This is a genomic window from Catenuloplanes sp. NPDC051500 (assembly GCF_044454585.1).
In the GTDB taxonomy this organism is placed as follows: domain Bacteria; phylum Actinomycetota; class Actinomycetes; order Mycobacteriales; family Micromonosporaceae; genus Catenuloplanes.
The window spans coordinates 328795-341481 of record NZ_JBITDX010000004.1; the positions used below are offsets into that span (position 1 = coordinate 328795).

General features: G+C 70.7%; 9 protein-coding genes and 1 pseudogene. All 10 read left to right on the forward strand.

What is annotated here, in order from left to right; all coding sequences use genetic code 11:
- The first annotated feature begins 284 nt into the window (after positions 1 to 284).
- A complete protein-coding gene (locus ACIA8K_RS10790; protein WP_396057285.1) occupies positions 285 to 2066 on the forward strand; it encodes a glycoside hydrolase family 6 protein in 1782 nt (593 codons plus the stop codon).
- Between the two features lie 250 nt (positions 2067 to 2316).
- Positions 2317 to 3324, forward strand: a complete 1008-nt coding sequence (locus ACIA8K_RS10795) for a LacI family DNA-binding transcriptional regulator (protein WP_396057632.1) — start codon at positions 2317 to 2319, stop codon at positions 3322 to 3324.
- 18 nt (positions 3325 to 3342) lie between these two features.
- The gene (gene araB / locus ACIA8K_RS10800; RefSeq protein WP_396057287.1) at positions 3343 to 5016 is read left to right on the forward strand and encodes a ribulokinase; all 1674 of its coding nucleotides are present in this window, start codon (positions 3343 to 3345) and stop codon (positions 5014 to 5016) included.
- Positions 5013 to 5699, forward strand: a complete 687-nt coding sequence (locus ACIA8K_RS10805) for an L-ribulose-5-phosphate 4-epimerase (RefSeq protein ID WP_396057289.1) — start codon at positions 5013 to 5015, stop codon at positions 5697 to 5699. The genes araB and ACIA8K_RS10805 overlap by 4 nt, the downstream gene beginning before the upstream one ends.
- Before the next feature lie 175 nt (positions 5700 to 5874).
- Positions 5875 to 7452, forward strand: a complete 1578-nt coding sequence (locus tag ACIA8K_RS10810) for a methyl-accepting chemotaxis protein (RefSeq protein WP_396057291.1) — start codon at positions 5875 to 5877, stop codon at positions 7450 to 7452.
- A gap of 76 nt (positions 7453 to 7528) precedes the next feature.
- Positions 7529 to 8503, forward strand: coding sequence for a DNA polymerase ligase N-terminal domain-containing protein (locus tag ACIA8K_RS10815; RefSeq protein ID WP_396057293.1), 975 nt, complete (start codon positions 7529 to 7531; stop codon positions 8501 to 8503).
- A 739-nt stretch (positions 8504 to 9242) separates the two neighbouring features.
- Complete coding sequence (locus tag ACIA8K_RS10820) at positions 9243 to 9815, forward strand: hypothetical protein (RefSeq protein WP_396057295.1); 573 nt, start codon at positions 9243 to 9245, stop codon at positions 9813 to 9815.
- On the forward strand, positions 9809 to 10720 hold the full coding sequence (locus ACIA8K_RS10825; protein ID WP_396057297.1) for a hypothetical protein: 912 nt from the start codon (positions 9809 to 9811) through the stop codon (positions 10718 to 10720). Before ACIA8K_RS10820 ends, ACIA8K_RS10825 begins: the two co-directional genes overlap by 7 nt.
- Positions 10717 to 11391: an SAF domain-containing protein gene (locus ACIA8K_RS10830; RefSeq protein WP_396057299.1), complete on the forward strand. Its 675-nt coding sequence runs from the start codon at positions 10717 to 10719 to the stop codon at positions 11389 to 11391. Before ACIA8K_RS10825 ends, ACIA8K_RS10830 begins: the two co-directional genes overlap by 4 nt.
- A 2-nt stretch (positions 11392 to 11393) precedes the next feature.
- Positions 11394 to 12194: pseudogene (locus ACIA8K_RS10835) on the forward strand (ParA family protein); the annotation flags it as partial.
- Between the last annotated feature and the right edge of the window lie 493 nt (positions 12195 to 12687).

Here is a 12687-nt window from a genome sequence, read left to right on the forward strand (position 1 = left end):
GTAATCGTTTCGTCATCTCTTGTGCATGGGAGCCCTCCCATGCAAAACTCACCGCAGTCGCATCCGGAGTCGATGCGAGCGGCCGCCAAGGGCACGCGAGCGGTGTCCCACCACTCGCGAGGCGGGCCGAGGATCTCAACGTGTTGCTCGCCGACCGGGTTGGGCGGGCTGCTCACCGGAGTGTCACCTCGTGGGACCAGTGCGTCCGCGAGCTGGCGCACCCACACCTCGCCGAGCGGAAAAGTGCGCCCTCGGCGATCTGCGACAACCTAGGAGATACAAGCATGAGACTCGTCTCGGGTCCTTCGAGGCGGTGGCGCCGCGGTCTCACCGCGGTCACCGCGCTCGCGCTCGCCACCACCGGCATCGTCGTGGCCGCCTCGCAGGCCAGCGCGGCCGCCGGCTGCAAGGTCACCTATGCCGTGAATCAGTGGAGCACCGGCTTCACCGGCAACCTGACGGTCACCAACCTCGGTGACCCGATCACCAGCGGGTGGAACCTCACCTGGAGCTGGTCCGGCAACCAGCAGGTCACCCAGGGGTGGAACGGTGAGTTCACCCAGTCCGGCACCGCTGTCACCGTGCGGAACCCGTCCTGGGCCGCGTCGCTCGGAACCAACGCGTCCGTGACGCCCGGCTTCCAGGGCACCTACTCCGGCACCAACACGGCGCCGACCACGTTCTCGCTCAACGGCACGGTCTGCACCGGCGCGGTGGGCGGCACCAGCTCCCCGACGGTGAGCCCGACCACGCCGACGCCGCGCCCGACCACGCCGACGCCGAGTCCGACCACGCCCGGCCCGGGCACCGGCGCCAAGGTCGACAACCCGTACGTGGGCGCCACCGGCTACGTCAACCCGGAGTGGAAGGCGAAGGCGGAGGCGGTCTCCGGTGGCAGCCGGATCTCCAGCAACCCGACCGCGGTCTGGATCGACCGGATCGCCGCGATCGAGGGCACCGACGGCAGCAGCTCGAACGGCGCGATGGGCGTGCGTGACCACCTGGACGCGGCTCTGGCGCAGGGCGCCGGCTACATCCAGTTCGTCATCTACAACCTGCCCGGCCGGGACTGTGCCGCGCTCGCCTCCAACGGTGAGCTCGGCCCGACAGACCTGCCGCGATACAAGACCGAGTACATCGACCCGATCGCGGCGATCCAGGCCGACGCGAAGTACAAGAACCTGCGCATCGTCAACATCATCGAGATCGACTCGCTGCCGAACCTGGTGACGAACGTCGAGGGCGCGGCCGGCACCGAGATGTGCCGCACGATGAAGGCGAACAACGGGTACGTCGAGGGCGTCGGCTACGCGCTGGCCAAGCTCGGCCCGATCGGCAACGTCTACAACTACATCGACGCCGCGCACCACGGCTGGATCGGCTGGGACACCAACTTCGGCCCGTCCGCGGCGCTGTTCTACCAGGCGGCCACCGCCTCCGGCAGCACTGTGAACAACGTGGCCGGCTTCATCACCAACACGGCGAACTACTCCGCTCTCAAGGAGCCGTTCTTCAACGCCAACACGAGTGTGGGCGGCCAGACGGTCCGGCAGTCGAAGTGGGTCGACTGGAACTTCTACGTCGACGAGCTGTCGTTCGCGCAGGCGTTCCGCACCGAGCTGATCTCCCGGGGCTTCCGCTCGGACATCGGCATGCTGATCGACACCAGCCGCAACGGCTGGGGCGGCCCGAACCGGCCGACCGCGGCGAGCACCTCCACCGACGTGAACACGTTCGTCAACCAGTCCCGCGTCGACCGCCGCATCCACGCCGGTAACTGGTGCAACCAGGACGGCGCGGGCCTCGGCGAGCGGCCGAAGGCGGCACCGGAGTCCGGCATCGACGCCTACGTCTGGGTCAAGCCCCCGGGCGAGTCGGACGGCTCCAGTACCGAGATCCCGAACAACGAGGGCAAGGGCTTCGACCGGATGTGCGACCCGACCTACACCGGTAACGCCCGCAACGGCAACAGCATGAGCGGCGCGCTCGCGGGCGCTCCGATCTCCGGCGCGTTCTTCCCGGCGCAGCTGACCCAGCTGATGCAGAACGCCTACCCGGCGCTGTAACAGACCTTCCGCTGGGGTGCCCCCGGTTCGGCCGTGAGCCGGGCCGGGGGCCTTTGCGCGTACCCACGACGGTTTGATGATCGTGAATTTGATCCGTTGTCGCAGGGTGGGTGTCGTCCGCAAAACCAGCCCTTGACGACCTCGGATGTTAACGCTAACAATGTTCCCCACATCACGGCGTTGTGAACAGCGGATTTCGGGAGGCGGTGAGCCGCGCATGCCGCGCAGACGGACGGCGGGCCCACCCATCATGGCCGACGTGGCACGCCTGGCCGGTGTCTCCCACCAGACGGTCTCCCGCGTGCTCAACGAGCATCCGAACGTGCGGCCCGAGACCCGCGACCGGGTGCTCGCCGCGATCGAGGAGCTGGCCTACCGGCGGAACTTCTCCGCGCGGGCGCTTGTCACAAGCCGCACCCAGACACTCGGCGTGGTCGCGTTCGACACCACGCTGTTCGGCCCGGCCAGCACGCTCTACGGCATCGAGCAGGCCGCGCGCGAGGCCGGCTACTTCGTCTCGATCGTGAGTCTCAAGACCATCACCCGCGAGACGGTACGCGAAGCGCTCGACTACCTGTCCGCCCAGTCCGTGGACGGCTACATCGTGCTGGCGCCGCAGCACGCCGCGATCGAGGCGATCCTCGACCTGCCGGCCGGGCTGCCGGTCGTCGCGGTCGAGGGGCCCAACGCGGGCGACGTCCCGATCGTGGCGGTCGACCAGGCCGGCGGCGGCGCACTCGCCACCCAGTACCTGCTCGACCTCGGTCACCGCACGGTCTGGCACATCGGCGGCCCGGCCGACTGGCTTGAGGCGGACGCGCGCGTGCGTGGCTGGGAGTCCGCGCTCACCGCGGCCGGTGCGCCGGTGCCGCCGCCGATCCGCGGCGACTGGAGCCCGCGCTCCGGCTATCAGGCCGGCGCGGAGCTGGTCGCGCGGGCACGCGCCGAGCCGGGCCTGATCACCGCGATCTTCGTCGGCAATGACCAGATGGCGCTCGGCGCGCTCCGGGCGCTGCGCGAGGCCGGCATCCGCGTTCCGGACGACGTGAGCGTGGTTGGTTTCGATGACATACCGGAAGCGGAGTTCTTCCCCCCGCCGCTGACCACCGTGACCCAGGATTTCACCGAGGTCGGCCGGCGGAGCATGCGCATGCTCCTGACGCAGCTGGAGCGCGCGCCGCTCCCGCCGGACACGCTGCGTGACATCGTGCCGGCGCGTCTGGCCATTCGCTCCAGTACCGCCCCTTTTTCCCACTAGTAAAGGATTATTTGTCCCATGACCGATGGTGTGAGCGCTAACAGCGACGCCGTGGTGATCGGTGTCGACTACGGCACGCTCTCCGGGCGCGCCGTCGTGGTCCGCGTCGCCGACGGCACCGAGCTGGCCAGCGCCGTGTACGAATACCCGCACGCCGTCCTCGAGCGCACGCTGCCCGGCTCGTCCGTGCGCCTCGCGCCGGACACCGCGCTGCAGGTTCCCGAGGACTACCGCGAGGTGCTGCGCCGGACCGTGCCGGCCGCGCTGGCCTCGGCCGGTGTGCCCGAGTCCGCAGTGATCGGCATCGCCACCGACTTCACCGCCTGCACCGTGCTGCCCACGCTTGCCGACGGCACGCCGCTGAACGAGGTCGAGGGCTTCGCGGACCGGCCGCACGCCTACGTCAAGCTGTGGAAGCACCACGCCGCCCAGCCGCAGGCGGACCGGATCAACGCGCTCGCGCACGAGCGCAAGGAGCCGTGGATCAACCGCTACGGCGGCAAGATCTCCTCGGAGTGGGAGTTCGCGAAAGGGCTGCAGGTCCTGGAGGAGGACCCGGAGATCTACGCCCGTGCGGACCGGTGGATCGAGGCGGCGGACTGGATCGTCTGGCAGCTGACAGGCGTCGAGTCACGCAACGTCTGCACCGCCGGCTACAAGGGCATCTACCAGGACGGCGACTGGCCGTCCGAGTCGTTCCTCGCGGCGCTCAATCCCGGTTTCGCCGATTTTGTCGACAAGCTGCGCTTCGACCTGGCGCCGCTCGGCGGGCTCGCCGGAACGCTGTCCGCCGAGGCGGCGGGCTGGACCGGCCTGCCCGAGGGCATCGCGGTCGCGGTCGGCAACGTCGACGCGCACGTCACCGCGCCCGCGGCCGCCGCTGTCGAACCCGGCCAGATGCTCGCGGTCATGGGCACCAGCACCTGCCACATCATGAGTTCGGACTCGCTCGCCGAGGTGCCCGGCATGTGCGGCGTGGTCCAGGACGGGATCATTCCTGGCCTCTGGGGGTACGAGGCCGGCCAGAGCGGCGTCGGCGACATCTTCGGCTGGTTCGTCGAGAACTTCGTGCCGGCCGCCTATTCCGAGGCCGCGGCCGCCCAGGGCGTCTCCCTGCACGCCTATCTGACCTCGCTTGCCGCCGCGCAGGCGGTCGGACAGCACGGGCTGGTCGCGCTCGACTGGCACAACGGCAACCGGTCCGTGCTCGTCGACGCCAACCTGTCCGGCGTCATCATCGGCGAGACGCTTGCCACCCGGCCGGAGGACGTCTACCGCGCGCTCATCGAGGCCACCGCGTTCGGCACCCGCACGATCGTGGACGCGTTCGACAGGTCCGGCGTGCCGGTGGTCGACTTCGTCGTCGCCGGCGGCCTGCTGAAGAACGAGTTCCTCATGCAGATCTACTCCGACGTGCTGCGCAGGCCGCTGCACCTGATCGACTCCGACCAGGGCCCCGCGCTCGGCTCCGCGATCCACGCCGCGGTCGCCGCCGGCGCCTACCCGGACATCCGCGCCGCAGCCGCCGCCATGGGCAAGGTGCGCCGCGACGTCTACACGCCCGACCCGGCCCGGGCGGACGCCTACGACGCGCTCTACGAGATCTACAGCGAGCTGCACGAGCAGTTCGGCCGGACCAGCACGTCCCTCCACCGGCTTCGCGCCATCCGTAACCAGGCGGTGTCCGCATGACAATTCCTGCCGAGCTTCTCGACACCGTGGCCAAGCTGCGGGCCGAGGTGTGCCTGCTGCACTCCGAACTCACCCGCTGGGGCCTCGTCACCTGGACCAGCGGCAACGTGTCCGCCCGGGTGCCCGGCGCCGACCTCATGGTGATCAAGCCGAGCGGCCTCTCCTACGAGGATCTGACGCCGGAGTCGATGGTCGTGTGCGACCTGGACGGGAACGTGATCGACGGTGAGCACGCGCCGTCAAGCGACACGGACTCGCACGCCTACGTCTACCGCGCCATGCCCGAGGTCGGCGGCGTCGTGCACACGCACAGCCCGTACGCGACTGCCTGGGCTGCCCGCGGCGAAGAGATCCCGTGCGTCATCACCGCGATGGCCGACGAGTTCGGCGGCCCGATCCCGATCGGCCCGTTCGCGCTGATCGGCAGCGACGACATCGGCAAGGGCATCGTCGAGACGCTCGCCGGGCACCGCTCGCCGGCCGTGCTGATGCGCAGCCACGGCCCGTTCACCATCGGCAGGAACGCCAAGTCCGCGGTGAAGGCGGCCGTGATGTGTGAGGACGTGGCCCGTACCGTGCACTTCGCCACGCTGCGCGGCCCGGTCCAGCCCCTCCCGCAGCACCACATCGACTCCCTCTACGAGCGCTACCAGAACGTCTACGGCCAGCGCCCCACCGCCTGACCTGCGGCCATGTCGCGTGATCCCGGGCCCGCGCCACCGCGGGCCCGGGATGCGTTCCGCCGGCATCTCACGCTCCGCCGGGGCCCGGGGCCCGGGGCGGATCGCCGGATCCGTCTTGCGCGGTTGATTTCCTGATTTTTCGGGATAAAGGCCGAGCAGCGCTCACGATGGGCCTATGGGTATCAGAGACCGGTCGGTCGGGGTCAAGATCGGGTCGATCGTCGCGTTCGCGCTGCTGGCCCTCGTGGTGACGGCCGGCATGGCGATGGCCGCGCTTGCGGACGTGGCCGCGCGCGCCGGCGACCTCGAGCGCGCCTCCGTCTCGACCCGCCATGCGCTTGAGGCGGACATGGCCCACGACGCCATCCGCGGCGACGTGCAGCGCGCGCTCCTCGCCGCCACCGACGCCGAGCGGCAGGAGGCGGCCGCCGACCTCGCCGAGCACACCCAGATCATCACCGAGAAGATCAAAGACTTCGCCGAGGGTACGGACGTGAGCGCGACAGTCCGCACGGCCGCCCGGGACGTGCAGCCCGAGATCGAGACGTACACCGCACTGGCCGCGCGGACGATGGGCGCGATCACGGCGACCGGGCAGGCCCCGCCACCCTCCTACGCCGAGTTCGTGGCGAGCTTCGGCGCGGTGGAGGAGAGCCTGCCGACGGTCAGCGACGCGCTGGCCGCGGACGCGTCGGCCGCGTCCGCCGCGGTCATCAGCCACCAGAGCCGGGCGCAGTGGCAGGTGGGCCTCACCCAGGCGACCTGCGCCGTACTCCTCGGCGTGCTGGCCTGGTTCGTGCTGCGCGCGATCCGGCGGCCGCTGCTCGAGGTCTGTGAGGTGCTTGCCGCGCTCGCCCGGGGCGATCTGACCCGGCGGGCCACCGTCTCCTCCCGGGACGAGCTGGGCCGGATGGCGGGCGCGGTGAACACCGCGATCGACAGCGTCCGTACCACGGTGGTGGCCTTCCTGGAGTCGGCTCATGAGATCAACAGGTCCTCGCGCCGGGTGTCCGAGGCGGCCGGCCGGATCACGGCCGCGGCCGAGGGCGCGAGCGTGCGGGCCGGTGGCGCCACCGAGGCCTCGGCCCAGATGTCCGCGAACATCGGCACGATCGCGCAGGGCAGCACGGAGATGAGCGCGTCGATCCGGGAGATCTCGCAGAGCGCGAACGAGGCGGTCCGGGTGGCGACTGACGCGGCCTCGGCGGCGGCCGCCACGAACGAGACCATGACGAAGCTCGGCGCGTCCAGCGCGGAGATCGATCACGTGGTCCGCAGCATCACCGCAATCGCCGCGCAGACGAACCTGCTGGCGCTCAACGCCACGATCGAGGCCGCGCGCGCCGGCGAGATGGGCAAGGGCTTCGCGGTGGTGGCCGGCGAGGTGAAGGATCTGGCGCAGGAGACGTCCCGGGCGACCGAGGGCATCGTCGGGCAGGTGCAGGCGATTCAGGCGGACACGCAGGCGGCGCAGGAGGCGATCGCGCAGATCACCGCGATCATCGAGCGGATCAACGAGTTCCAGACCACGATCGCGGGCGCGGTGGACGAGCAGTCCGCGACGACCGGCGAGATGAACCGGAACATGTCCGAGGCGACCGGCCGCGGCGAGGAGATCGCCGGCACCATGGGCGAGGTGTCGCGGGCCGTGCGGGTGACGCTCGAGGAGTCCGCGACGTCGCGCGAGGAGGCGGACCGGCTTACCGGAATGGCCGATGAGCTGGTCGGGCTGCTCGGCCACTACCGGCACTGACCGGCGCAGGTGACAACACCGTTTCATTCACGTCCATCACAGGGCGATCTGCGCTATTCGGCCGCACAATGTGGCTATGGGTGACCGACTGGAAGCTTATCGTGGCTCACGCGAGGCTGGCCGGACCCGGCAGGCCGCGTACTCGTTCGTGATCCACCAGCATCACGCCCGCCGCCTGCATTGGGATCTGCACCTGGAGCGGAACACCTGGGCCGTGCCGCGCGGCCTGCCCCGTGACCCGTGCCGGCACCACCTGGCCGTGCGCACCGGCGACCATGAGGCGGACCGCGGCGAGTTCGGCGGCGGGGCCATGACCATCTTCGACCGGGGCCGGTACGAGGTAGAGGCGTGGAGCGACGACGAGGTGGTCGTGGTGCTGCGCGGCGACCGTGTCTCCGGCCGCTATGCGCTGCACCGCACGCGCGACTGCGACTGGCTGATCCGCCGGATGGACCCGCCGGAGCCGGGCTGGACGCCGATGCCGGACCAGATCCTGCCGGTCCGCCCGATCCCGGCCGCGCGGCTGCCCGGTGGTGACGGCGACTGGGCCTACGAGATGGAGTGGGACGGCGCCCGCGCGATCGCCGCGGTCGAGGGCGGCCGGCTGCGCCTGCTTGACGCGGACGGCCACGACCTGACCAGCGCGTTCGGCGAGCTGCGCGGTCTGGCCGAGTCGCTGGCGCCGACCGAGTGCGTGCTTGACGGCGTGGTGGTCGCGTTCGACCGGGAGGGGCGCGTGAGCCGGTCGGCGCTGCGGTCCCGGATCGAGGGCGGCTCACGGCGGCGGACCGGGCGGATCCCCGTGCAACTGCTGGTCTTCGACCTGTTGTGGCTTGAGGGACGGTCCACCGAGGAGCTCGGCTACGCGGACCGGCGTTCACTGCTTGCGGACCTGGACGTGTCCGGCGAGGCGTGGCAGACCCCGCCGTACTTCTCCGGCGGTGGCGGCTTCGCGGTGGACGCCGCGCGGGCGCACGAGCTGCCCGCGGTCATCGCCAAGCGGCTCGACGCCCCTTACCGGCCCGGCTCCTGGCTGCGGGTTTCCGTGTGAGCGGCTTTGCGGAGCGGAGCCGGTGGCAGCCGGCCCCGCTCGACGCATGAAACGAAGTCGGCCAATGATGCCGATCTTGTGTCGTCCGTGAAAGACGGTCGCCACCGTCTTAAGGGAAACTTGAGGTAGCAAAACCCCATAACCCGCTAAAGCCACATTTGGGGTACGAGGTGGGCTCGCTGTTCTAACTACACAGAGTATTCTTCATGTTGCGCAAGTGATCTAAGTGGCGCCTGGGTCGTTCGTTTCGCCCCGTCGGCGCCGCCCCGGCGGAGATCGACAATCGCCACCGCGCCCGGACCTGCACGATCACCCGCGGCGCCGCACCCCCTGCGTTTTCGCGCTCCGGCCGGGAATCCCGGTGGTCGCGCCGCGGCCGGGCACCGATGACCACCGCCCGGGCACGAGATGTCCGGCACATTGACGGCACTGAGAGCGGAAGATCGAGGCCGTGAGCTGGAGATCGTTACTCTTCGTACCGGCTCGGATTGCCTCTGTTCTATTGGCGGCGCCGGGCCTATGCTCCCCCATTGTCGGCGTTACTCGGCCGGCGAGCCGCCTCGGTGACGAGGTGCGAAGCAGGACGGCCCATGGGGAGGGCCGCGCGGGAAGTGGGGCGCGGAGCGGTTCAATCGTAAATCGGGATCATGTAACAATCGCGACGCCTCTCGCATATGGGGCGTCGTGGAGCATGTCCGTCCATCGGCGCCTGTGATGAACGGGAGGAGGGCCTTCATCGATGCACCGGGTGCAGCAGCACACCACGAGAAGGGTCCTCGCGATCCTTGCGGTCCTAGGCCTGGCAGGCGTTGTGAGCGCCTGCGGTGGCCAGGAGGGTCCCGCGCCGGCCTCATTGGACGGCCCGCCGTCCGCGGCCTCCACCGAGACCACCGAGCGGTCCGCGGCGGCTGAGGCTGCGATGGCCGCGTACACCGGTTATATGGACGCGGCGCAAAAGGCATCGGCGATCCCGGATCCGCGCTATCCCGATTTGCGGAAATACCTGGCTGATCCATTATTGGGACGGGTGCAGGCCGGAATCAGTCTTCTCCAGCGGGAGGGCGCGATCCGGCAAGGGCGCCTGGTCACCAATCCGACGGTCACGGTTGTTGATCTCGAAAGCACGCCCAGGACGGTTCAGATACAGGACTGCGTCGACGGGACGGATTACAAAATGGTCTACAAGACAACGCGATCCGCGGTCCCCGGCAAGCAGAACGTCCGCTATGTCGCCACCGCCACCGCCACGTTCTACCCGGAGCTGGGCTGGCTGGTCAGCCAGGGCCTGTCGCACGAGGACCAGCCGTGCTGACCCGCCGGACGCGCCTGCGCCTCGCGTTCGCCACGCTGCTGACCGGCGTGCTCGCGACCACCGGCGTCATGCTGATCCGTGGCCCGGACGCCTTCGCCGCACCGCCGAACTGTGAGAACACGCCCGACTCCGTCGAGTGCGGCATCGGCGGCGGCATCGGCGGCACGAATCCCGGCAACGGCGGCGGAAACCCCGGCGGTGGCGGAGGCGGCGGTGGGACCTGCACGTGGAAGGGCGCGGAGGTCGCCTGCTACATCGAGGGCGCGGGCTCGTTCAACGCCAACGACGGCTGTTACTACCGGGTGCAGACGCCGCAGCCGGTCGGCGTGCCCGAGGGCATGACGCAGTACGTCCGCGCCTGCATCGACACCGGCGGCCTTCAGGAGTCACTTCCGCTGGCGAACCCGCCGGACCTGTTCGTGCCCGACCCGGCGGAGATCGCCGCGCAGATCCTCGCCACGATTTCGTTCCCTCGGCCGCAGATCGAGCTCGCGCCGGCCAATTCCGGTGTACTCGGCCTGCCGGTCTGGATGCGGATCTCGAACGCCGCCGGTTGGCAGGAGGTCACCAAGACGGCGACCATCACCGGTCTGACCGTGAGCGTCACGGCGACGCCGTCCCGGGCCGAGTGGGTCATGGGCGACGGCAACACGGTCGTCTGCCGCGCGCGGGGCAACCAGTGGACCAGCGGGTCCGGCAGCTCCCCGTCGCCGACCTGCGGGTACCCCATGACGGGCAACAACCTCGCCGGGTACCGGGCGGCCGGCACGTATGCGATCTCCGTGTCGACGTTCTGGGAGGTCGCCTGGGTGGCCGGCGCGGAGAACGGCGTGCTGCCCGGCGTGCAGAGCCCGGTCAACCAGGCGAACTACATCGTCAACGAGCTTCAGGTGGTGAACCGATGACCGTGGCGCCCTCGCGTCCCGCCCCCGGAATGGCAGATGCCCCGGTCGCCCCGCCGAAGGTGGTGCGCCAGCGGCGTACCCGGCCGGGGCTGTTGGGTCTTGCTCTTCTGCTTATCGCGCTGGGTGGGCTCGGTGCCGCGTTCGCGGTGAACTCGGTGCGGGCCACCGGCGAGTACATCGGGGTGGCGCGCCCGGTCTCGGTCGGCACCGTGCTCGCCGAGCAGGACGTGATGTCGGTGCAGCTCGGCGGCGGGCAGGGCCTCACGCCGATCGCGTTCGCGGACCGGGACAAGGTGATCGGCAAGCGCGCCGCAGTGGCGCTCTCGCCGGGCAGCCTGCTCACCCCGGACCAGATCACCGACAAGCAGCTGCTCGGCCCTGGCCAGCAGCAGGTCGCGCTCGGGCTCGCGCCGCAGGAGATCCCGGCCCGCGCGCTCCGCCCCGGCGACAAGGTGCTGCTGGTCGGCGCGCCCGCCAAGCAGGACGCCTCGCCGAGCGAGGCCACCCGGTTCCAGGGTGTCGTCGTCGACACGGTCGCGCCCGCCGACAACGGCCTGGTGGCCAGCGACATGACAGTCGTGTACGTCTCCCTCGCCGAGAAGGATGCCGCCGCGGTCGTCCTGCTGCACGCGCAGCAGCGGATCTCGGTAGTGCTGCAGAGCGGATCCTGATCGTGGCGATCATCGCGTTCGTCTCGCCCAAGGGCTCGCCCGGCGTGACCACCACGGCCCTGGCCTGCACGCTCTCCTGGCACAGCCGCGTGGTGCTGGCCGAGTGCGACCCGGCCGGCGGCTCGCTGATGGCCGGGTACCTGGGCGGCGCGCTCGAAGGCCCGCGCGGCATCGGCGAGCTGGCCGTCTCCGAGCTGCGGGACGGCCGCCTGGAGCAGGAGTTCTGGGGTCAGCTCGTCGACCTGGACGCGCCGAAGCGGCAGCGCCTGCTGCTGCCCGGCCTGGCCAACCCGGGGCAGGCGGGCAGCCTGACGCCGCTCTGGGGCCGGTTCGCGGACTTCTTCAGCCGCCTGGAGCACGAGAACCCCGGCTTTGACGTGCTTGCCGACTGCGGGCGCCTGCACGTGGCGAACCCGCCGTGGCCGATCCTGCGCGCCGCCTCCGCGGTCATGGTGGTCACCTCCGCGCGGCTGCCGGACCTGTCCAACGCGGCCGCCACCATCGAGGCGATCAGCCGCGACCTGCGGGACAACGGCGTGCCGCCCGGCACGGTACGGCTCGTGGTGGTCGGCGGCGGGCACGGCAAGGGCGAGATCAGCCGCGCGCTCGGCGTGCCGGTCGCGGCGCACCTGCCGATCGACAGGCAGACCGCGCAGGTGCTCAGCTATGGCGGGACGGTGCGCGGGCGGCGGCCGCTGATGCGTGCGGCCGCGGCGCTGGAGATGCCGGTGCGGTCAATGGTGGACCGTCGGCGGGCGCGGGCGACCTGGAACACGATGGCGCCGCCGATGCCGCCCGTGCCGCAGCACATGCCACCCCCGCCGCCGATACCTCAGCACATGCCGCCGGTGGCTCAGCACATGACGGCAGTACCGCAGCAGACCGCGCAGATGCCGGCCCCGCCGCAGCAGTCGCAGCACGTGCCGCCGGCACCGCCGATATCGCAGCAGCCCGCGCCTCAACAGTCGCTGCACATGCCGCTCGCGCCCTCCGCGGCGCACCAGGGGCAGCACCTGCCGCCGCTGGTGCCGCAACAACCACAGCGCCCGGTGTCGGCACCACCGCAGGCGACGCACCAGACCCAGCACCTCCCGCAACAGCAGCAGCGTCCGGTGTCTGTCCCGCCGCGCGCGACGCAGCAGGCTCAGAACCTGCCCGAGCAGGCGCAGCGCCCGGTGTCGGCCCCACCGCAGGCGACGCACCAGGCTCAGGACCTGCCCCAGACGGCGCAGCGGCCCGTGTCAGCCCCGCCGCACGTGCCGCATCAGGCCCAGCACCTGCCACCGCCGGCTCCGC

Excerpts from the sequence above, each read along its gene's own strand:
- ACIA8K_RS10790 (WP_396057285.1), top strand. The coding sequence starts at position 285 with ATGAGACTCGTCTCGGGTCCTTCGAGGCGGTGGCGCCGCGGTCTCACC.
- ACIA8K_RS10805 (WP_396057289.1), top strand. The coding sequence starts at position 5,013 with ATGACAATTCCTGCCGAGCTTCTCGACACCGTGGCCAAGCTGCGGGCC.
- ACIA8K_RS10795 (WP_396057632.1), top strand. The coding sequence starts at position 2,317 with ATGGCCGACGTGGCACGCCTGGCCGGTGTCTCCCACCAGACGGTCTCC.
- ACIA8K_RS10830 (WP_396057299.1), top strand. The coding sequence starts at position 10,717 with ATGACCGTGGCGCCCTCGCGTCCCGCCCCCGGAATGGCAGATGCCCCG.
- araB (WP_396057287.1), top strand. The coding sequence starts at position 3,343 with ATGACCGATGGTGTGAGCGCTAACAGCGACGCCGTGGTGATCGGTGTC.
- ACIA8K_RS10820 (WP_396057295.1), top strand. The coding sequence starts at position 9,243 with ATGCACCGGGTGCAGCAGCACACCACGAGAAGGGTCCTCGCGATCCTT.
- ACIA8K_RS10815 (WP_396057293.1), top strand. The coding sequence starts at position 7,529 with ATGGGTGACCGACTGGAAGCTTATCGTGGCTCACGCGAGGCTGGCCGG.
- ACIA8K_RS10810 (WP_396057291.1), top strand. The coding sequence starts at position 5,875 with ATGGGTATCAGAGACCGGTCGGTCGGGGTCAAGATCGGGTCGATCGTC.